19 protein-coding genes are annotated in these 20,074 nt (G+C 57.3%); 8 read left to right on the top strand and 11 right to left on the bottom strand.

What is annotated here, in order from left to right; genetic code table 11:
- The first annotated feature begins 3 nt into the window (after nt 1-3).
- The 4 genes from A9Q02_RS06510 to A9Q02_RS06495 all read left to right on the top strand — a co-directional run bounded on the left by A9Q02_RS06510 (nt 4) and on the right by A9Q02_RS06495 (nt 5,245).
- A complete protein-coding gene (locus tag A9Q02_RS06510) occupies nt 4-1,869 on the top strand; it encodes a S8 family peptidase (protein ID WP_097651529.1) in 1,866 nt (621 codons plus the stop codon).
- A gap of 390 nt (nt 1,870-2,259) precedes the next feature.
- Nucleotides 2,260-3,126, top strand: coding sequence for an ABC transporter ATP-binding protein (locus A9Q02_RS06505; RefSeq protein ID WP_097651528.1), 867 nt, complete (start codon nt 2,260-2,262; stop codon nt 3,124-3,126).
- A complete protein-coding gene (locus A9Q02_RS06500) occupies nt 3,123-4,184 on the top strand; it encodes an ABC transporter permease (protein WP_097651527.1) in 1,062 nt (353 codons plus the stop codon). Before A9Q02_RS06505 ends, A9Q02_RS06500 begins: the two co-directional genes overlap by 4 nt.
- A complete protein-coding gene (locus A9Q02_RS06495; RefSeq protein WP_097651526.1) occupies nt 4,181-5,245 on the top strand; it encodes an ABC transporter permease in 1,065 nt (354 codons plus the stop codon). Before A9Q02_RS06500 ends, A9Q02_RS06495 begins: the two co-directional genes overlap by 4 nt.
- Before the next feature lie 70 nt (nt 5,246-5,315).
- Here A9Q02_RS06495 and A9Q02_RS06490 read toward each other — a convergent pair whose 3' ends face one another.
- From A9Q02_RS06490 to A9Q02_RS06445, 11 genes are all read right to left on the bottom strand, one after another.
- On the bottom strand, nt 5,316-5,672 hold the full coding sequence (locus tag A9Q02_RS06490; protein WP_097651525.1) for a hypothetical protein: 357 nt from the start codon (nt 5,670-5,672) through the stop codon (nt 5,316-5,318).
- Nucleotides 5,673-5,795: 123 nt separating this feature from the next.
- The gene (locus A9Q02_RS06485) at nt 5,796-7,010 is read right to left on the bottom strand and encodes a glycosyltransferase (RefSeq protein WP_097651524.1); all 1,215 of its coding nucleotides are present in this window, start codon (nt 7,008-7,010) and stop codon (nt 5,796-5,798) included.
- A gap of 16 nt (nt 7,011-7,026) precedes the next feature.
- Nucleotides 7,027-8,967 (bottom strand): magnesium chelatase ATPase subunit D, encoded by a 1,941-nt coding sequence (gene bchD, locus A9Q02_RS06480; protein ID WP_172450728.1) that lies wholly within the window; start codon nt 8,965-8,967, stop codon nt 7,027-7,029.
- A 109-nt stretch (nt 8,968-9,076) separates the two neighbouring features.
- A complete protein-coding gene (gene bchI / locus A9Q02_RS06475) occupies nt 9,077-10,186 on the bottom strand; it encodes a magnesium chelatase ATPase subunit I (protein WP_097651523.1) in 1,110 nt (369 codons plus the stop codon).
- An 83-nt stretch (nt 10,187-10,269) separates the two neighbouring features.
- Nucleotides 10,270-10,470 (bottom strand): hypothetical protein, encoded by a 201-nt coding sequence (locus A9Q02_RS06470; protein WP_097651522.1) that lies wholly within the window; start codon nt 10,468-10,470, stop codon nt 10,270-10,272.
- 165 nt (nt 10,471-10,635) lie between these two features.
- Nucleotides 10,636-10,803 carry a hypothetical protein gene (locus A9Q02_RS24140; RefSeq protein ID WP_172450725.1) on the bottom strand — a complete coding sequence of 56 codons (168 nt, stop codon included), beginning with the start codon at nt 10,801-10,803 and terminating at the stop codon, nt 10,636-10,638.
- 15 nt (nt 10,804-10,818) lie between these two features.
- Complete coding sequence (locus A9Q02_RS06465; protein ID WP_245860423.1) at nt 10,819-12,045, bottom strand: chlorophyllide a reductase iron protein subunit X; 1,227 nt, start codon at nt 12,043-12,045, stop codon at nt 10,819-10,821.
- Between the two features lie 31 nt (nt 12,046-12,076).
- Complete coding sequence (locus A9Q02_RS06460; RefSeq protein ID WP_097651521.1) at nt 12,077-13,069, bottom strand: zinc-binding dehydrogenase; 993 nt, start codon at nt 13,067-13,069, stop codon at nt 12,077-12,079.
- A gap of 75 nt (nt 13,070-13,144) precedes the next feature.
- Entirely contained in the window at nt 13,145-13,612 is a 468-nt protein-coding gene (gene bchF, locus A9Q02_RS06455) for a 2-vinyl bacteriochlorophyllide hydratase (protein ID WP_245860422.1), read from the bottom strand.
- Between the two features lie 13 nt (nt 13,613-13,625).
- A complete protein-coding gene (locus tag A9Q02_RS06450) occupies nt 13,626-14,438 on the bottom strand; it encodes a class I SAM-dependent methyltransferase (protein WP_097651520.1) in 813 nt (270 codons plus the stop codon).
- A 68-nt stretch (nt 14,439-14,506) separates the two neighbouring features.
- Entirely contained in the window at nt 14,507-15,862 is a 1,356-nt protein-coding gene (locus tag A9Q02_RS06445; RefSeq protein WP_097651519.1) for a BCD family MFS transporter, read from the bottom strand.
- 379 nt (nt 15,863-16,241) lie between these two features.
- Between A9Q02_RS06445 and A9Q02_RS06440 the strand changes: the two genes are divergently transcribed.
- The 4 genes from A9Q02_RS06440 (at nt 16,242) to A9Q02_RS06425 (ending at nt 20,074) form a co-directional block, all read left to right on the top strand.
- Nucleotides 16,242-16,667 (top strand): hypothetical protein, encoded by a 426-nt coding sequence (locus A9Q02_RS06440; RefSeq protein ID WP_097651518.1) that lies wholly within the window; start codon nt 16,242-16,244, stop codon nt 16,665-16,667.
- Between the two features lie 63 nt (nt 16,668-16,730).
- Entirely contained in the window at nt 16,731-18,197 is a 1,467-nt protein-coding gene (locus A9Q02_RS06435) for a response regulator (protein ID WP_097651517.1), read from the top strand.
- Nucleotides 18,198-18,265: 68 nt separating this feature from the next.
- Nucleotides 18,266-19,099, top strand: coding sequence for a dTDP-4-dehydrorhamnose reductase (gene rfbD / locus A9Q02_RS06430; RefSeq protein WP_097651516.1), 834 nt, complete (start codon nt 18,266-18,268; stop codon nt 19,097-19,099).
- A gap of 3 nt (nt 19,100-19,102) precedes the next feature.
- Complete coding sequence (locus A9Q02_RS06425; RefSeq protein WP_097651515.1) at nt 19,103-20,074, top strand: glycosyltransferase family 2 protein; 972 nt, start codon at nt 19,103-19,105, stop codon at nt 20,072-20,074.

Raw genomic sequence — 20,074 nt, 5'->3', positions numbered from 1 at the left:
CTGATGCCATGTTTTTCATCGTTAGTACCGTTGCCGCGCCGTCGCCGCTATGCTGTGCATGCGCTGGTTCTCTTTGTATTGCTGCTGCTCACGCTTGTTCAGTTTCCCACTGGTGATGCTGCCCAGGCCCGTTTTGCTGAGCAGTCTGGTTCACATGCCGCCCATGTTGCCTCGCAGCGCGATCCTGACTTTGTCAAGCGTCTCGCTGAATTGAGCAGAGTCGCCCAGGCAGATGGCAGTGTACAGGTTATCGTGACGCTTGGTGTTCCCACGGTTCCCGAAGGCTCGTTGACGACTGCGACTGACGTCGCTGACCAGCGCGGCCGCATTGAACAGGCGCAGGATGCCGTCCAGTCTCGGCTTGCTGGGCACGTTGCCACCATTCGCCATCGCTATACTCTGACCCCGGCTATGGCCCTCGACGTTGATGCTGCCGCGCTCCAGGTACTCGCTGCCTCCCCCGAGGTGGTGCGCCTTCAGTCTGATCTGATGTTGCAAGCTAACCTCCACGAGAGTACCGCACTGATCGGTGCAACGACGGCCTGGGCGCAAGGCTTTACTGGTGATGGGTACGTGGTCGCCGTGCTCGATACGGGTGTCCAGACAACGCATCCCTTTCTTGCCGGTCAGACGGTCGCCGAAGCCTGTTTCTCTTCCAATACTTCGAGTACAACAAGCCTCTGTCCCGGTGGGGTCAGTTCCTCAACGCAACCTGGTTCAGGTCAGGCATGTGATGCCTCAATTACGGGATGTGCGCACGGGACGCACGTGGCTGGCATTGTGGCCGGCAAGCCGATCACTCTCTCGATCGGTGGCGTGCCCCAGACGGTCGCCGGGGTTGCCCCTGAGGCTGGTCTGATTGCGGTGCAGGTCTTTTCCCGCGTTGCGTGTGGCTCTTCATATTGTGTGACGGCTTGGTCAAGCGATCTTATGGCGGCACTTGAGCATGTCTATGGCCTACGCGATACCTATGCGCTGGCTGCTGTGAATATGAGTCTCGGCGGTGGTCGCTATACGACGACGTGTGATAATGATCCGATGAAGCAAATTATCGACTCGTTGCGCAGTGTTGGCATTGCGACCGTCGTTGCTTCAGGCAATACAAGCTATAGTGACGCAATCTCGTTTCCGGCCTGTATCTCGACGGCAATCAGCGTTGGTGCAACGACGACCAGTTCCTCGGGCCTGCCCGTTGATCAGGTGGCAAGTTTCTCGAATAGTGCCTCGTTTCTGAGTTTACTTGCTCCAGGTCATTTTACCCTCTCGTCCGTCCCAGCTACTACCTATGCCTGGTATTCGGGCACCTCAATGGCGGCACCTCATGTCGCCGGGGCCTGGGCCGTCTTGAAGCAGGCTGCTCCTACCGCAAGCGTTACCTTGCTCTTGAACACCCTGCAAATCACCGGCAAACCAATCGCTGCGCAACGCTCCGGTTTTCCTACCATTATCAAGCCGCGCATGCAACTTGATGCGGCCCTGACTGCACTGAGCGCCAACAACCCAACGGCTACGGCTACCCCTGCCCCGCCAACCGCTTCACCAACACGCACCGCCACGGCGACGCGCACCGCCACGCCGACGCCCACCGGCACCACCACGGCGACGCCGACGCGCACCGTCACGCCGACGCCCACTGGCACGGCAACGGGCACCGCGACGTCAACGCCCACCGGTACGGCGACGGGTACGGCAACGGGCACCGCGACGTCAACGCCCACCGGTACGGCGACGGGTACGGCGACGCCCACCGGCACGCTAACAGCCACACCGACCGGCACGGCCACCGTAACACGTATGCCCACGATCACACCGACCACCACACCGCTTGCGCCGCTGTCGCGGGTCTACTTGCCCCTCATACGCCATTAAATTCTTTGCCACCTTGCCTTGCTCAGTTGACGCAAAGCCGCAGAGGCGCAAAGCTGCGCATGTACAATCATCAAACCTCCGCGCCTTTGCGCCGTTGCGTCACACAACCCGAATGGTCTTGCCGCAATGCATCTGCTCAATCCCGCGGGCAGGCCTCGCTTCACCGCGCCGAGGTGTTTGCACCCACGCTCAGGGCGCGCATGGGGTGATCAGTAGGTTGGTCCTACGACCATAGACCTATTGACACCCAACGTACAATCAAGGTAATTTAGATAAGGTTCACAGTGACTGAACCGCACACCGACACACATTGCATCCTTGATGTTCTCACCCTACGCTCTCCCTTCCCTTTTCATCTTTCATCTTTCATCTTTCCCTACGAGGCTTCTGATGCCTATTCCTTCAATTATTGCCGAGCAGTTGGTCTATCGTTATGGCTCGTTGCTTGCTGTTGACCAGATCAGTTTCCAGGTTGCTTCCGGCGAGATCTTTGGGTTCCTTGGCCCCAATGGTGCTGGCAAATCGACAACGGTGAAGATGCTCACTGGCCAGTTGCGTCCGCAGGCCGGCCAGATTAAGATCCTGGGCATTGACGTTGCCCGTCATCCCAAACAGGTACAAGCGCGGATCGGGGTCTGTTTCGAGTTGACGAATCTCTACGAGACGATGAGTGGTGTCGAAAATCTGCATCTCTTTGCCCGTCTCTTCGGGGTGCGCGGTTTTGATGCCGATGCACTGTTGCGTCGGGTTGGCCTCGATGGCCGCGGCAAAGATAAGGTTGAAGGCTATTCCAAAGGGATGAAGCAGCGTCTGATGGTTGCACGTGCCCTCGTCAATCAACCCGATGTGCTCTTTCTCGACGAACCAACCGAGGGCCTTGATCCGACGTCGGCGCAGGCGATTCGTCATGTGATCCGTGAGGAACAGGCCCGCGGGGCGACGATTTTTTTGACGACCCATGATATGCACGAGGCCGATCTGCTCTGTGATCGGGTTGCCTTTCTTGATCGCGGTACCATCGTCGCCCTCGATACGCCGCATACGCTCAAGCAGCAGTATGGCGAGCGTATGGTGTACGTCGAAGTGCTCGCCCCCGATGGCACTCTGCAGCGCCGTGAGGTTATGCTCGATCGCGCTGATACCCCCGCCGAGGTCGCTGCCTTGCTCCAGGGTGAACAGGTCGTCACCTTGCATAGCGCCGAGGCGACCCTTGAAGATATCTTCATTCGCATTACTGGCCGGGGGCTTGCGTCATGACCACGATGATGCTGACCGCGCTCATTGCCAAGGATTTCAAGGGCTATTTTGCCAATCGCTTCTTTGCCCTTGTGACCGTTTTGTCGCTGGTGGCTTTTACCGGCCTCTACTTTCTTCTTCCCAAAACGGTTGATGAGACGCTTGCGCTCGGGTTGGTGCTCGCCGAGGCTCCTCCTGCGCTTGAGGCTGAGTTGAGCAGTGCTGATGAGGTGCGCATCGCTCGTTTTGCTACCTCAGAAGAGTTACAGGCTGCCATCCTTGCCGGCGATCTTCCCGTTGGCTTTGTCTTTCCTGATGATCTCGCCGCTCAGTTGCAGGCTGGTACGCAACCTCAGGTGACCCTCTTCCTTGCCCCCGATGTTCCCCCCGAGTTTGTGTCCATCTACCAGGTGGCGTTGCAAGAGTTTGTCTTTCTCATTCTTGGACAGGAATTGCCAATTGAGGTCACCGAGACGGTGCTTGGCCCTGATATGGCCGGGGCGCAGATTGCCCCTCGCCAGCGCATGCTGCCACTACTGGTGGTCTTTATCTTGATGGTGGAATGCCTCGGTCTCGCCAGTCTGATTGCGAGTGAGGTCGAGGGTGGTACCATCCGGGCGTTGCTGGTGACCCCTTTGACGATGCGCGGGCTCTTTCTTGCGAAAGGGATCTTTGGGTCGCTCTTTGCTTTTGCGCAGGCTGCGTTGCTCTTGCTGGTTACCGGGGGCCTCACGGCTCAGCCCTTGTTGAATTTGCTCGCCCTTCTCGCTGGGGCGGCCATGGTGACCGGGGTGGCGTTCCTGATTGCTTCCGTCGGGCGCGATTTGATGTCGGTGATGGGTTGGGGCATCCTCGCGATGCTCTTGCTCGCGTTGCCGACGCTGAGCCTCTTGATCCCCGGTCTGACTTCCAACTGGATGCGGCTGATCCCGTCGTATTATCTCGTTGATACCCTCTTTCGTACCCTTAATTTTGCGGCCGGCTGGCGCGAGGTTGGTGCCAATCTGCTGGTCTTGCTGGCGTATGCAGCGGTACTGATGACCATTGGTACGCTGACGCTGCAAAGGAGATTCCGATGAGTCTCTATCGAGTGGGGGTTTTGCTCTATCGTGAATTGGTGCAGGGCCCCAAGAATATTATTTTTATCTTTGCTGTGGTGGTTCCTCTTGTCCTCAGCCTCGCCCTTGCGCTGCTCTTTGGGACGCTCTTTAGTGGCAAGCCCCGCCTTGGTATCGTTGATGAGGGATCCTCGCGGTTGAGCCAATCAGCCGCTGCGATGACCTCGATCCGGCTGACGATCTTTGCTACGCAGGTTGAACTCGAGGCAGCAACTCGTCGGGGGGCCATTGATATGGGCGTGGTCGTACCGGCAGATTTTGATGCGCAGCTTGCCGCAGGCCAACCAACAACGATGATCGCTTATGTCTGGGGCGAGAGTCTGCTGAAGGATCGCGCTCTGCTCAGTACAGCCCTTGTTGCCTGGACGCGTCAGATCGCGGGACAGGAGCTACCTGTAACTTTGACGACCACGATACTTGGCGATACCGTCGCCTTGCCTTGGCAAGATCGCATCTTGCCGCTGCTCATCTTGATGAGTGTCGTCTTTGGGGCAATGATGCTCCCTGCTTCATCGCTGGTCAGCGAAAAACAGCACCGGACGCTGACGGCGTTGGCGATCACGCCGGCGACCACCGCTGATGTGTACCTTGCCAAGGGCTTGCTTGGCGTTGGCTTGAGTACCGTCATGGCGCTGGTTGTGCTTGCGCTCAATGGTGCCCTTAACGAGCGCACTGGCCTTGTCGCGGGGGTCTTGCTCTTGGGGGCGATCTTCTCCGCCGAACTGGGGATTGTGATGGGAGTGCTTGTCAAGGATGTCAATTCGCTCTTTGCCACGATCAAGGCCATCGGTTTGCTTTTGTATGCGCCCGCCTTGATTGCCCTCTTTCCCGACATTCCGCAGTGGATCGCACGTATCTTTCCAACCTACTATCTTGTGCAACCCGTCATCGAGATCGTTCAGCACAATGCGCGTCTCGCTGATATTGCCGGTTTGCTCGGTGTCCTGCTTGCGCTGATTGCCGTGACCGGCGCTATCCTTGCTGGCTTGACCCGCCGTAATTATCGCCTTGGGACAGTCTAGGTGCTGTGTGCTGGCACGCAAAAAAAGGCCAGTGTCGCTGGCCTTTTTTTGCCCCAGCATCGGTTTCCCGCTAATCCTCCAACAACTTCATGCCTGTCATCCGCTCCACGGCCCAGAAGCCAAGTGGTAGTACGCTGAAGAAGGCCATGATGAGGTTCGAGAAGGTTGCCGCATTCAGGCCGACCCCGCCTGCCCCAGCCAGACGCCCGACATTGGCGAGCGCCGCAATGGTCCCCAGCGCTGCGATCCCCAACGCGATGAGCGTCATTAGCCTGGTACGCGCTGGATTGCGTGCCAGCCAGCCTAAAACGATCAGAACTAGCCCAAAGAGGGCCGGAATAAAGGCGGTTGTGGCAGTGGTGGCAATGCCTCCCCCCACACCGAGGACAACCAGACCGACGCCCGCCCAGATGATAATGGTGATCATACGTGACTCCTGGTGGTTTACAGGTACTTGCTCGCCTGCAAACTCGCAAACGTCTGCATGGAGAGGCGACCAATTCTGCCTCTCCATGACGTATGGTACACGCTTTTAGCACATTGCGTCAAATCAGGGCTCGTTGTTCTTGATGCGGTTCACAACCGCGAGAATGCGTTCGGCGCGTTTGCCATAGGTGTGTTCGGCCGCGATTACCCGGCGTGCCATCGCCCGCCTCCTATCCGGTGCCCGTGCCAGCGCGTCCCCCAAGGCCTTCGTCAGACCTGCTTGATCGCGTCGGGCAAAGGTGTGACTCAGGTGCAGGGGCACAATCTCTTGCAATGCAGGCAAGATGGGCAGTACAATCGGTTGACCCAGGGCAAGATATTCAAAGAGTTTCAGCGGCGAGGCTGTAATGTCTGTTACCGTGTCTGGTATCGCCAGGACATCGGCTGCCTGCAGGTAGGTGACAATCTCGGTCTGGGGCCGTGGTGGGATGAGCAGGCAGACGCCCTGTCCTTGCTGCTGCCCACCATCACCAAAACCAAGATCATAGGCCTGCTTGCGCAAAGCCTCGCGTTCGTGATCCCGCCCGCCTGCCAGGATGAGCACCAGATCTGGGCATTTTTGCCGCAGTTCCGCGCACGCGGCCAGCAGACCCTCAAGCCACCGATGCGCGAACGTCATGCCTGCGTACGCGATGATCGGTGCTTCGGCGGGGAGCCCCAGGGTTTGCCGGGCTTCCTGCCGATTCCCTTGCGCAAAAATCTGCTCGTCATAGGCGTCGGGAACGACAAATACTTCGTCCAGGTTGCGCCAGCCAAGCGTTGCCAGCAACTGCCGAAAATCGTCGGTCAGCGACACAACCGCCGAAGACTGCGTCAGTGCGATGCGATCAATCAGGTGCAAAAGTCCCTCGGCCCACGGTTCCCGTGCCCGCGATGGATTCCTCGCCTCCAGGTCGTGTGCCTCGTAGATCACTGGTATCCCCAGGCGTGGCCCGAGCACGCCGGCCCACCAGGCGGCACAGATCACCTGCCGTACGTAGACAGCTTCAACCTCGTGTCGTCGTGGTGCGATCAGTGCCGCTGTCATAAACGCAAAGGCTGTGTGCTCAAGGTAGTAGAGCAACGTTGATTTGTAGAGACGTGAGAGCTTCCCAATCGCCGGGCGGGGCAGATGCACGGCCCCTACCTCCTCAAACCGACTCGCTTCGCGCCCCCAGCGTGGGATCAATGCCAGCGTGTCAGGTCGACGAACCCGCAGTTCACGCAGGGTGGTATACGTTTGCAACGCATTGGCCGACTGCAACGTCAGACTGGTGGGGTAAGCAATGTAGACCAGCATAGATGTACACCACTGCTCAACTTTCCGTGCTGGCATCGAGCACAGCCTGGGCGATCTGTTCACCACGACCTTGCGGTAGATAGACATAACGCCCGCCCAGCCAGGCAGCCAGTTGTTGCGCTTCGCCTCGACTGATAAAGCTGCGTTGGGTATCAATCACCACGGCACCGATCCCGGCTGCGTGCAAACGCGCACTCAGGGTCTGGACTTCCCGGCGCGCAACTTCCAGACGAGTCTGCTTATCATGGCTCGGGTCGGGGCGTAATGGCACATTGGGCCGCCCATCGGTAATAATCACCATGGTGGTTCGATGAATACCCCGTGCACGGGCCTGCTCGGCGACCTGATAGGCCGCGAGCAACGCCGCCGCCAGGGGTGTTCCACCGCCTGTGGGCAGCACATCAAGGGCTCGTTTCGCCAGTTCGACACTCTGCGACGGTGGCAAGAGCACTTCGGCCTCTTCCCCACGAAACGCCAGCAGCGCCACCTGGTCCCGATGCACATACGCCTGTTGCAACAGCGCATTGACGGCCCCTTTTGCCTGACGCATTCGGTGCAGCGCCATCGATCCACTGGCATCTACCAGAAAGCAGAAGAGTGTCCCCGCTTTGCTGCGATATTTCTTGATATGGAGATCGTCGGCTTTGAGCCGAATGTGGCGTTTGTGTACCTCAGCGCGTGGTCGTTGAATGGCTTCTTCGTGCCGTACCCGTTGCCACGGTGCCGCCGCGCGCAGCGTTGCCACAACATCCAGCCGCCCCTGTGAGGGAAGACCGGGGATCGAGCGAATATGCCGCCCACGCAAGCCAGAGGTTGTCCCACGTGACCCACTCCGCCCGTTGCGGCGCACCGTAAAGGGTGTCTCTAGCACATCAGGCGGGATCTCGCTATCGAGAGCCGCCAGGATCAGATCTTCCACTGTCAATTCTTCAGGCGGGGGCGGGGGCTTCTCTTCTTCATCTTCATTATTCTCTTCGCTCTGCGAGGGCGGTGGCGGCTCCTCGGGCGGTGGGGGTTCTTCGGGTGGCGGCGGTGGTGCCTCCATCTGTGGGGTACGGGTGGCACGTGGCAACAGCACAAAACGCACGGCGCGCTCTAGATCCTCATCAGCGACCTTTTCGCGTCCAGCGAGTGCTGCCGAGGCCAGGGCCACACGGGTCGCAAAAATATCAGCCCGATGACCTTCGACGCCGAGCGCCAGCGCGGCCTGAATTAGCTGCGTAACTTGAGGCTCATCGATCGTGACTTCTTTCAGCGCTTCGCGTGCTGCCATCACCATCGCCTGCAAGAGCGCATCTTCATCTTCGAAATCGCCACTGAGGCCTTCGAGGAGCAAAGAGGTCTTCTTTGACCGTTTCAGGGTCACCAGACGTTCACGGTCAAGCGTGAGATTACGGCGCACGACCTCGGCGCGGGCAGGTGCCGGGGCCTGGGAAATCGGGGCGGCAATCAAGCCAATGCGATCCATCAGGTGACGCCGGGGCGGGCCTTCATCGGGATCATAGGTCGCGATCAACGCAAATCGTGAGGGTTCAACCACACTCAACCCTTCGCGTTCTACGCGCACCACCCCGCTATCGAGCGCAGCGAGCAGATGGTTAATCGTGCTATCGTCAAGCAGATTCACCCCATCGGCATAGAGTAGGCCACCGTGAGCACGGGCTAGCACCCCACTACGATGCACCCGTTCGCCACGGGCAAGCGTGGCCTCGAGATCGAGGCCACCTAGCAAACGATCTTCTGTCACCCCGACGGGCAGTTCTACAAAAATCTGCTCATCAATCAGTTGCGCAAACGCACGTACCAGCGTGCTTTTGCCCGTGCCAACCCCGGCGGCAATGACCGCCCCACCAAGACCGGGATCGACGGCGAGGAGGAGCAGCGCCTGGCGCGCCGCATCAAGCCCGACGAGAGCCGAGAAGGGCATCCCACGTTGGGCAACCGTAACCAGAGGCATAGCGTTCACCTTACGCACCTAGAGCAGGAACAGACGAGCGCTCACGCCCATAGTCAGCGGGCAGCGCCTGAGCCGGCGCTGCCGATGGTCTGTCTGCTGCAAGCGTCAACTACGTCAGCACCTCTTCGACCGCACGTTCAATGCGCACCGAGTCGTCTTGGGTCTCGAGGGGGTCTTTGCGGAGGCGATGACGCAGCGCAAGATTGGCAATGCGCCGGACATCCTCCATGCGCACCTCGTTATGACCCTCAAATGCCGCCAGTGAACTGGCTGCCCGGCTCAATGTCAACTCACCCCGATGCCCATCAATTTCGAGTTTGACACAGAGTTCAGCGATCTTGTAAAGAATCGGGTCAGGCAACGTGACTTCAGGCAACCGTTTCTGGGCACCCTTGATTTTACGCTGCACTTTGGCCGTCTCTTTCGCCCACTCCTCGACAAAGGCAAAGGGATCGGTATCATAGGCACGACGGCGCTTCACAATTTCGACACGCTCTTCGACACACGTGATCGTTGTGATGCGCGCGTGCAAGCCAAAGCGGTCAAGCAACTGCGGTCGCAGATCACCTTCTTCAGGGTTGCCGCTACCTACCAGGACAAAACGTGCCGGGTGACGGATACTGATGCCTTCACGCTCAACCACATTGGTACCACTGGCAGCCACGTCGAGCAACACATCCACGAGGTGATCCTCGAGCAGGTTTACCTCGTCGATGTAGAGGAAGCCACGATTGGCGCGGGCCAGCAACCCTGGGGCAAACGCCTGCACACCCTGCGTCAGAGCGCGTTCAATATCAAGCGTACCACAGACGCGGTCTTCAGTCGCGCCCAATGGGAGATCGACCACTGGCACTGCAATGGTCACTGCTGATGGATGCCGCGCTGCTTTCCTTCCCCCAGGCTCATTATGCGTTGTACAGCGCTCACATAGCCCAGCCGTACGATCAGGGGAACATGAATACGGACAACCAGGCACAGCCTTGATTGGTGGCAACATCGCCGCCAGCGCACGGACAGCTGTTGATTTGGCGGTACCGCGATGGCCCATCACCATCACCCCGCCAATCGTTGGATTCACAACACAAAGCAGCAGAGCTAGTTTGAGCTCGGCCTGACCAACAATTGCAGCGAACGGGTACGGAGGAACAGGTGCAGAAGATGGGGGGACAGCACCATTAGACAGCGTCTGAGGAAGCTCAGGCTCAGTAGCCGTGGGCACAGTTTTCACCTCATTGAAATGCGAAGTGCAACATGTAGCGAGCACACCTTGCACTTCGCATCACACACGTTACCGAAATGACGTCAGCGTTCGGAGCGTTTCACCACCGAACCGGCCGTAGGAACACGCTGGCCATTGCGCGCACGCCGTGCAAAGGCCGTGATATTGGTCCAGAAAAAGGTCAAACCGAGTGCAAGTACCGTAATAATCAAACTTGCCCAGCACATGAGCGCCGGGGTGATCGGGCCAATCATTTGCGTGGCCTCACCAAGACCTGCTGGCATACCCCTACTCCTATCATTTGTCGCGTACGGTTTGACGCGAAGAATGGCACCATGGAACTGTAGCTATGAGCTTCCGAAGGACTGTCCTTCATGTTCTATTGTACCATATTGCTGCAAGTATGCTTCATCACCAAGGTGCCATATAACCCGTTATGATGAGCTATCTTACCGACGCCACAGGGGATTGGCCTGTTCTGGCGATGTCACATGGTGGGCTTCAAAACCCTGGCACCAGCTCCAAAAGAACCCACAGGCCCACCAGCGTAGGCGCAAATGCCAGGGTGCCAACACGTACTCGGTCAAGGCGACTTTCGAAGGGGTTTCTAGCTTCATCGGGCCTTCCTTCGCTTAACGATACAACGGGCTTGCCGGTCTTCTCAGGTCAACATAACGGTAGGGTTCCCCTGAGCGTTGCAAAGCGATCAAGATCGCCAGTTTGCTCTCAAGTTCATCCTCGTTGCCAAAGCAAATGGTTGTATTGCCATCAATCGTGAGGGTCATGCCCTTTTTCGGATCCTGGTTGGCTTCGGTCACATACATGCCAAGATCGGTGAGCAATCTGCCGACAACCCGGCGTGTCGCCGGATCAAGTTCAGGCTGATCGCCAACCGCCTGTTGCATCAAGCCCAGTTCGAAGGTCGGAATAGCCCTGGCCTCACGCCCGCCCATTAGTTCTTCGACCCCTGCCCCTTCGGGCACCAGATCGGGCTCGATGGCCCCGAAGACCTTCAAAAACTCGGCATACTCAAGGGGATGCACATCTTCCATGGCGACTTCGGGGATACTCCGGGTCATAATCTGGCGTGCCAGGCGGTCAAAGATAACCTCAAAACGTGGTTCGGTGAGCGCCAGTTGGCATGCGTCGGCGAGTTCGCGCACGCCACGGTCAAGCGGAAGACTTGCCAGTACCGGCAGATTGATCCGCTCGGCAAAGCGCTCGGCGACACCGCTCCCATCATCCCGATTGACAATTAACCCAATCAGGCGTGTGCGCCCACCCATCTGGGCAAAATAGCGGGCCGCACTCGCAATATTATTGGCCGCATAGAGGCTCTGGCGGTCATTGCCACAGAGGATGATCACCTCTTCGGCCAGTGAACGTGAGAGCGGCGTGGCAAAGCCTCCACAGACCACATCACCCAGGAAATCCATCACAATATAATCAAGTGCCCACTGGCTCATCCCGAACTTTTCGAGCAGATCAAAGCCAAAGGTAATGCCACGCCCACCACAGCCGCGCCCGACCTCGGGGCCACCAATCTCGCACCCATAGACGGTTGCCTGATCCATTACCCGTGTCTTGAAGATAACATCCTCGGCGCGCAGCTGGTCTTCACGCCCAGCCTCTTTCAACTCACGCCAGACATCGCCGAGCGTCGGCAGGCTGACCCCGCCAAACAGGGCATTGCAGCTGTCGTGCTTGGGATCGCAGCCGAGTTGCATGACTCGATTGCCCAGCAGGGCCAGTTTGCTTACCAGATTTGTCGTGAAAAAGGACTTGCCCATGCCACCTTTGCCATAGACGGCCAGCATCCGGGCATGGTTCGTTCCATTTTGTCGCATCTTCGCAGGCATGAACGCCTCTCTTTGCGCGTCTGACTTTGAGTCAGACTTCGCTCGTTGCTTCGTCCTGCGGCCATTCCACGACGACTTTGAGACAACTCGGATCTTCAAGAGCGAGCCGATAGGCAGCCTGAATACGATCAAGGGGCACCCGGTGCGTTAGCAGGCCATTGACATTCAGATCCCCCGAGGCGAGCATATCGCGCACGCGGGGCAGGTCGCCATCGGCCCCAAATTGCCATTCGCGGGCCACCAGAATCTGCGCCTCACGCATAAAGACCGGGGCATACGGAATATTGATATGGTCATAATAGCCGAGCAGCAAAACGCGCCCATGGTTGGCGAGCAGCGGCAGTGCCCCGACAAGTGCAGGCATCGAGCCAGTTGCCTCAATGATGACATTGATATTGGCTTCGCCGAGGGCTTCGTCCAGTGACTCGCGGGTAATATCAATGACCTGATCCGCCTCGGCCACGGCCAGACGTACGCCCACCCGGTCGGCGACTGCCACATGCTGTGCCCCCTGAATACGAGCGAGGCGGGCGGCCAGTTGCCCAACGATCCCCTGTCCAAGTACTAGTACGCGGTCAGTCTTACGGATCTGGGCGATATTGAGCCCATGCAGCGCGGTTGCAGCAAGGGCGAGCACTACCCCGGTCGCCGGGTCAATCGAACCGAGCGGCACGACGCGGTCGGCCTCGGCACTAATATACTCGCTCTGCCCACCCCAGGCCGGGTTGACCCCACGGAAACAGCGTGCGCCACCAACATATACCCATTGCCCCAGCAATTCCTGAGGGGCTTTGGCTCCCACCTTCACGACCTGGCCTACCGTTTCATAGCCGGGTACTACCGGAAAGAGCAGTGCGGGATGCGGCATACGGCCATCAAGCAGCATCCGCTCTGTTCCAGCGCTAATCGAGGTAAAGGCAGTGCGGAGTAGCACATCACCCGCTTGTGGTTCAAGGACTTGAACCGTGCGCAATTCAATGGTATTGCGGCGAGGGATGACTACGGCGCGAGATTTGATCGGCATGTGGGCCATCGCTTTCTAGCGAATGTCGAAAAAAGGGATCCGCAACTGGTGCAGATCATCAGGCCTCCAGGCACACTACATTTGTGAGGCTGCCTGGCGGAGCGAACGGCGTTGGCGAGCTGAATTCACTCCTCGTACCACAAATTGAACCGCGTTAAAGAGGTAGGTGACATAGGCAAAGACCATCACCCACATCACGGTGCGCGTGTCGGCCCCCATCCATTGCGCTACAAAGTAGAGGTTATGCGTGATAATCGCAATCAGATTGCCGACATCTTCCCAGAAAAACTCTTTTGCCATGAAATAATGATCAAACATATCATATTCCCAGAGCATTCCGGTAATGGTGAGCGCCCAGATCAAGGCGATTTTGAGCCAGATGCTGATGGTCGTAATCAAGTAACCTTCGCCAGTGGCAAGATACCGCAGTACCAGGGCAAAACTGATCAAAAAGACCACAAACTGGATCGGGGCCAGAATAATTTGCACTTTTGTCCAGCGTGAGCGTTCACGACGGCGTAGTTGGTCTTCAGTATACATCATAACAATCACCAGGTTAGCTATGCATCACTTCCGGTTCAGCGGTGCCAAGGTGCGTAACATTCAAGATAAACCGGTGTTCTACCATTTCGGGTTCGGTCAGATCTGACCACGTTGCTTCCGCCCAGGCATGCACGCGCTCCATAACGGTAGCGAGCATCGCATCGCTGAGTACCCATGTTTCGGCATCAAAGCGTGCCGCCATGCTAGCCAGGACGTCGGCTGGGCTAACCGAGGTTACCCACGTCGCTGCGACGAATGGTTCGCTCGTCGTGCCGCCAGAGCGCGCCAGGGCTTGCGCAAGCGCTGCTCCCGCTCCCGGTGGGCGGCTTCCAGGCATGGACTCGATAGCGGCTAGGCGCAGTTGCGTCCGCAGGCGTCCGACACACGAATCAGGATCACGCCAATCACTGCCTTGCACAAAGAGACCACCCGGTTTGAGGACACGTACGATTTCGCTCAGGGCTGAGCGCCAATCAGACAAGAGGTGCAACACATGTACCGCGAGCACGGCCTCAAAGCTCTGATCCGGAAATGGTAATTGCTGGGCGTCACCACAAATCAGCGCAAGCTCTACGTCGGTAGCTTTGGCTCGTTGTGCTGCCAGAGCCAACATCTCGGCTGAAATATCCAGTCCGACCACCAACCCACCGGCCTGAGCTGTCGGCACCGCAATGCGCCCCGTGCCTACCCCCAGTTCGAGCAGCGAAGCACACGAACCGCTCAGACCTACAATCGCCTGACCGATCTGTGCTGCTGCCTCGGGTGGATGGGCTCGTTGCGCATCATAGACCGAAGCTATATTCTCAAAACTAAACGCAAGCGCCATAACAATCTTCTCCGCAGCGAGCGTCTATCTGCATCTGCTCGCTGCGGCATTCCCTCTAGCTCAACGGACTAGCTCGCGGTATCCATCGCCAGCACCGTTCCGATATCCTGCTTGGTCAGGCCCTTGAACTCTTGCACACTCACATTGCGCAGGATGCCAATGGCGACGACCATCACGATGGCCTCGAAGCCAAAGATGAGTGAGTACCCGAGGGTCGGGCTGAACAAACCCGTGCCAATCATCGCCGTGACGAGACCGCCACTAAAGACGTTGGCAAACCCATTGCCCAGACCCTGAGCCATACCCCAGATCCCCATATAGAGGCCCGTCTGCCCTTCGATCGTCATTTCCATCATCATCGAGAGCGCACCGACGTTGAAGAAGCCGATCCCAACCCCCATGACCAGCAGCGCCGGATAGACCAGACCAGGCTGATACGTGATGGAAGAGAACGCAATCGTTGCCAACGCAGCGGCAATGCCGAGCCCACCCAGGCTCGCGATGAATTTCTTGGAAATCGGGAAGATCGAGGAGATCACCCCAATCGAAAACATCCCGAGCAGCGCTCCGGCTCCCCAGGCCTGCTGATAGGCGGCAGTCTCGGCCTGAGTTTTTCCGAAGACCTGAGCACCAAATGGTTCAAGGATCGCATCTTGCAGGAAGATGCCCATAATGGCCAGTAGGACAAAGAAGAAGAAGGCACGCACGTGGGTATTGGTTCCCATCAGTTGACGAGCCACGCGGAAGGTACCCAGGGGCGAAACGCTCTCTTGCGGCTGGGCAGCCAGCAGGGCTGCATGCTCTTCTTTGGTGATCCGGCGCTCCATCCCGACCGCGCCGAGCAGAATTGTCACGACGGCAATGATCGGCGTCAGGTTGTAGAGTTGCCGCATAGCCTCATGTGAGTATTCGGGCATAATCACCCGCGAGACCCCTGCCGAGACAATGCCGCTGATGATGATCGCAGCCCAGATCACGGCTACCACGCCGCCACGCTCTTTGGGGGTGGTGACTTCTGCAACCAGCGAGTTTGATGCACTGCCGTTCATCGCCATAAAGACACCAAACACAGCCATCAAGAGGAAGGCTTCAACGGTTGCAACCAGATCCCGCGAACCAAGCCCGACCGCAATATAGGGCAGAAACAGAAAAATCAGTGAGGCTCCAACACCACTAATGAAGATATAGGGGGTGCGGCGATAGCCAAAAATGGGATAACGATCAGCAAAGCGCCCCCAGTAGACCTGGAAGAACGAGATGAAGTGGTGCATCCCGATCAGCGAGGTGACAATGACGGCGATGGCCCCGAGATCGGCAATCGCAACTCGATTGAAGTTAAACGTCACGAGGGCGAACATCCAGCCAATGCCCAGGCGCATTGTCGCCAAGCGGAGTGTTTTAATGACGAGACGCAGGAAACCCATGCGACTTGCCCCTTTCCGGATCTAGAAAAGCGAATACTGTATAAAGTACTACAGACTTAGAACTACATTATTAGGTGGGTATGCAGGATACGATAGAAACCTCTACATAGTTGGTTAGTGAAGAGGCGCGATCCCGCTGATATACTTGGTTGTGGCTACTCTCCTAATCCAGTTCAGCTAGATCAGTTGTAGAAAGGACGGGGCCAAAAGACGCCTAGAGGGCATATTCTTAATGAGCGAAAGTATAGCATATGCTCAAAAAGGTTGCAATATGTGCAAAATTATGGCAAAACCTAGACATTTTGTTTGTGACATTTATTCAAAAATTTGACTTGTTGTGCTATACTAGAACAACAACAAATTATTTGAGGTTACACATATGTATGTACGCTGGGTGGTCAGGCGCCACAAAAACGCCACGATCGCGGATACCAGCTTTTATGATGCGTATCTCGTTGCCAGTTATCGTGACGAGCGGGGTGTTCCGCGTCAGCGCACCATTTGCTATCTGGGCAACATTCGTCAGATCGCTGACGAGTTTCCTATGATTGAGCGCGAGTTGTTTCTCCTCCGTGCCGAACGCATCCTTCTCTCGATTGAGGAATTGGGAGAAGTTGACCGTGAAGAAGCTCTCGATGCGCTTCGTCAGAAGGTGCCTCCGCTGACCCGTGAGGAAGTGATGACGGCCTTTGTCGAGAATTTACGCTGGTATCGTCGGTGGTGGGAACAGAATGGTGGTGGCCCGACCGATGATGAGTTGATCAAGATTGTCCAGTTAGCTCGTGGGCGTCTCGGGCCTGTTTGATGGCGCGGTGGCGTTGTTTCACTCTTTACAGGTTCGGCCCATATCTGTTATGATCAGAGGGCTATGGAAAACGGGACAATTCTTGCTATTGACGATAATCCACAGATGTTGAGTATCCTGGCGGATCTCTTGCAGCCGCTCGGCCATACAGTGGTGTGTGCTGCCAATGGGCCTGATGCGCTGGCTCTGGCGGCGGCGAATCCCCCGGATCTGGTGCTGCTTGATGTGATGATGCCAGGGATGGACGGGTTTGAGGTCTGTCGCCATATGCGCGCCGATCCTGCGCTGGCTCACGTGCCTGTTGTGCTCGTGACGGCACTTGATGATCGTGAATCACGGGTTGAAGGCTTTCAGGCTGGCGCTGATGAGTTTGTGACCAAGCCGTTTGACTATGTCGAGTTGCGGGCTCGTGTGACGACGATCCTGCGCCTGAATCGCTATCGAACCCTTGTTGAACAGCAACGCCGTACGGCAACGGAACGAGCGCGGTTTGTTTGGGCCGTGGAACATAGTGATGACGGTATTTTGCTCCTCGATGAGGCTGATCAAGTTCACTATGCCAATCCGCACGCGCGCACGATCCTGGCGCTTGCCCCCGATGCGCCTCTCGATCATATGTTTTTGCCCCTCGCTCTCCAGCAGTATCGGTTGACCCCACCTGAAGCATGGGCCGATTGGCCCCATGTCCCCGCTCAGGATGATCAACCTCGTTTCTTGGTCAGCCCAGAACGTGCGAGTAGTCTCGAACGCTGGCTCCGCGTTGACTTGTTGCCGCCCGCTGAGAATGATGTGACCCGCGTTTTGCGGCTGCGTGATGTGACCGAACAGATGATTACGCAGCGCGAGATGTGGACGTTTCATACCATGCTGGCGCACAAGCTCCGTACGCCGCTCGTAGGCATTCTCGGTGGATTGAATATTTTGAGTGGTGGCGGCGCGACGATGGATCGCGAGAGTATCGTCCGTATTGCTGAGGTGGCCCTTGCCGGTGCACGACGTTTGCGCTCGGAAATCGAGGACATTCTGCATTATCTGCGCTCACCCTCTGATGTCTATGGGCTCGATAGCATTATTGTTTCGGAGGTTCCGCTATTGCTCGATCAGATTGCCCGTGATCTCGAGCTCAAGCGGGTGACGATCGAAGCTTTGTCCCCCGAGTCAGCCAATGATCGCATTGCGCTGACGCAGCATAGCCTTGAAGTGCTGCTGCGTGAAGTGCTGGAAAATTGTGTCAAATTCCATCCTCAGCGTGACCCCGCGGTTCAGATCAAGCTTTCATTGCTGGAACCTAAGATGCTGCGGCTGGAGATTATTGATGATGGCCCTGGGATGAGTAGTGAACAACGTCAGCGGGCGTGGTATCCGTATTATCAGGGTGAACGCAATTTTACTGGTCAGGTTGAGGGTATGGGGCTTGGGTTGGCGCTGGTTGCTCGTATTGTTCATGCCGTCGGTGGCCGGTGTGCGCTTGCCAATCGCACTGATAGCCATGGAACTATCGTGACGCTTACGCTTCCACTTGTGAGTTGACGTTGCTAGCGGCTTCTGCTACCATCCACCCGGGGTGAAGATTGCTGCGTACGCACGGGAAGGCTTGCATGAAGGTGGCGATTACTGGGGCACGTGGGCAACTCGGCAGTGAGTTGTGTGCGGTGCTGGGTGCTGAACATACGATTATTCCGCTTGACCATACCAACCTCGAACTTGGTTCGCCCGAGGCTGTCGCGCAGGTTGTCGCTACGGGGGCCGATCTGGTGGTGCATCCAGCGGCGTTTACTAATGTTGATGCCTGTGCCCGTGATCCCGAGATGGCCTATCGGATCAATGGGCTAGGTACGCGCTTTGTTGCGCTTGCCTGTCGCAAGCTCAAGGTGCCCCTCGTCTATATCAGTACCAATGAGGTCTTTGCCGGTGATGCGTTGACCCCGTACTACGAGTACGATCAGCCTCGCCCCGTCAATGCCTATGGTCGCTCGAAGCTAGCCGGGGAATTGGCGGTGCGTGAGTTGCTTGATGCTTTCTATATTGTGCGGGTGGCGTGGCTCTTTGGTGGGACACGCAATTTTGTCCGTACGGTCCTTCGTCTTGCTGAGCAGTCACCTTCTGGGGGCTTGCGGATGGTTGATGATGAGTTTGGTAGCCCGACCTATACCTTTGATGTGGCCCTCGCGCTGCGTGAGCTTATTACCAGTGAGCAGTATGGGACATACCACATGGTCAATGGTGGGGTTGCTTCACGCTATAGCTTTGCAACGACGATCTTGCGTCTTGCTGGTTACGAAGATGTGGTGCTGACGCCGATCAAACTGGCTGATTTTGTGCGTGATAGTACCCCGCCCCCGTATACGCCGCTTGCCAATCTGGCTGGTGCTGCGTTGGGCTTGTCCTTGCGCCCCTGGGAAGATGCCGTGGCCGCTTTTTTGCAACGCTAGACGATGATTGATATTATTATTCCCAATTATAATGGCGCTGATCTGCTGCCGACTTGCCTTGATGCGCTGCGTGCCCAGACTCGGCGTGATTGGCTTGTGACCGTCGTTGATGATGGCAGTACCGATCATTCGCTGGCCTTGCTTGCCACAGCCTATCCCGAGGTTCACGTCGTTGCCCTTGAACGTAATCGTGGCCTCGCCGCCGCCGTCAATGCTGGGCTCGCTGCAACAAATGCTCCGTATGTGGTGCTGTTGAATAATGATACCGAGGCCACGCCGCACTGGCTTGCCGAGTTGATTGGAGCGCTTGAACGCTATCCGGCCTATGGTTTTGCCGCGAGCAAGTTGCGCCTCTTTGATCGCCGCGATATGCTCCATTCGGCTGGTGATTATTATCAGTTTGATGGTGAACCAGGGAGCCGTGGCGTCTGGGAACGTGATCGCGGGCAGTATGATGCCCTCACCGAAGTCTTTGGCCCTTGCGCCGGTGCTGCGGCCTATCGTCGTGCGATCCTTGAAACGCTGGCGCAGTCAGGCCGGGTCTTTGATGAAGATCTTGTGATGTATTGTGAAGATGTTGACCTGAATTTACGCGCCAGACATCATGGTGTGCGCACGCTCTTTGTGCCTACCGCTGTTGTCTACCATCGGCTTAGTGCTACCGGTGGTGGTGTCCTGGCAAGTTATTACTGTGGACGTAATTTTTTGCTGGTCTGGATCAAAAATATGCCGCTGCCACTGGTTCGCCGTCATTGGGGCGCGCTGTGTGTTTCCCAGTTGCGCTTTGTCTTCGCTAGCCTGCGGCATCTCCGCGAGCCTGCCGCCCGCGCTCGCCTCAGAGGGCAGTGGGCGGCTCTCCGTGCCTTGCCTCTCTTTGTCGGTAAACGTCGGCAGCAGTCACATTTGACTGACACAACCCTCGCTGGCTTTGCGACCGCACTGAACCTCGGTCTTACCGCGAAAGCGAGGATGTAG

The organism is Candidatus Chloroploca asiatica, from assembly GCF_002532075.1.
Classification (GTDB): Bacteria; Chloroflexota; Chloroflexia; order Chloroflexales; family Chloroflexaceae; genus Chloroploca; species Chloroploca asiatica.
This window is presented reverse-complemented; position numbering and strand designations above follow the sequence as displayed.

Excerpts from the sequence above, each read along its gene's own strand:
- A9Q02_RS06510 (WP_097651529.1), top strand. The coding sequence starts at position 4 with ATGCCATGTTTTTCATCGTTAGTACCGTTGCCGCGCCGTCGCCGCTAT.
- A9Q02_RS06505 (WP_097651528.1), top strand. The coding sequence starts at position 2,260 with ATGCCTATTCCTTCAATTATTGCCGAGCAGTTGGTCTATCGTTATGGC.
- A9Q02_RS06500 (WP_097651527.1), top strand. The coding sequence starts at position 3,123 with ATGACCACGATGATGCTGACCGCGCTCATTGCCAAGGATTTCAAGGGC.
- A9Q02_RS06495 (WP_097651526.1), top strand. The coding sequence starts at position 4,181 with ATGAGTCTCTATCGAGTGGGGGTTTTGCTCTATCGTGAATTGGTGCAG.
- A9Q02_RS06490 (WP_097651525.1), bottom strand. The coding sequence starts at position 5,672 with ATGATCACCATTATCATCTGGGCGGGCGTCGGTCTGGTTGTCCTCGGT.
- A9Q02_RS06485 (WP_097651524.1), bottom strand. The coding sequence starts at position 7,010 with ATGCTGGTCTACATTGCTTACCCCACCAGTCTGACGTTGCAGTCGGCC.
- bchD (WP_172450728.1), bottom strand. The coding sequence starts at position 8,967 with ATGCCTCTGGTTACGGTTGCCCAACGTGGGATGCCCTTCTCGGCTCTC.
- A9Q02_RS06470 (WP_097651522.1), bottom strand. The coding sequence starts at position 10,470 with ATGCCAGCAGGTCTTGGTGAGGCCACGCAAATGATTGGCCCGATCACC.
- A9Q02_RS24140 (WP_172450725.1), bottom strand. The coding sequence starts at position 10,803 with ATGAAGCTAGAAACCCCTTCGAAAGTCGCCTTGACCGAGTACGTGTTG.
- A9Q02_RS06465 (WP_245860423.1), bottom strand. The coding sequence starts at position 12,045 with ATGCCTGCGAAGATGCGACAAAATGGAACGAACCATGCCCGGATGCTG.
- A9Q02_RS06460 (WP_097651521.1), bottom strand. The coding sequence starts at position 13,069 with ATGCCGATCAAATCTCGCGCCGTAGTCATCCCTCGCCGCAATACCATT.
- bchF (WP_245860422.1), bottom strand. The coding sequence starts at position 13,612 with ATGATGTATACTGAAGACCAACTACGCCGTCGTGAACGCTCACGCTGG.
- A9Q02_RS06450 (WP_097651520.1), bottom strand. The coding sequence starts at position 14,438 with ATGGCGCTTGCGTTTAGTTTTGAGAATATAGCTTCGGTCTATGATGCG.
- A9Q02_RS06445 (WP_097651519.1), bottom strand. The coding sequence starts at position 15,862 with ATGGGTTTCCTGCGTCTCGTCATTAAAACACTCCGCTTGGCGACAATG.
- A9Q02_RS06440 (WP_097651518.1), top strand. The coding sequence starts at position 16,242 with ATGTATGTACGCTGGGTGGTCAGGCGCCACAAAAACGCCACGATCGCG.
- A9Q02_RS06435 (WP_097651517.1), top strand. The coding sequence starts at position 16,731 with ATGGAAAACGGGACAATTCTTGCTATTGACGATAATCCACAGATGTTG.
- rfbD (WP_097651516.1), top strand. The coding sequence starts at position 18,266 with ATGAAGGTGGCGATTACTGGGGCACGTGGGCAACTCGGCAGTGAGTTG.
- A9Q02_RS06425 (WP_097651515.1), top strand. The coding sequence starts at position 19,103 with ATGATTGATATTATTATTCCCAATTATAATGGCGCTGATCTGCTGCCG.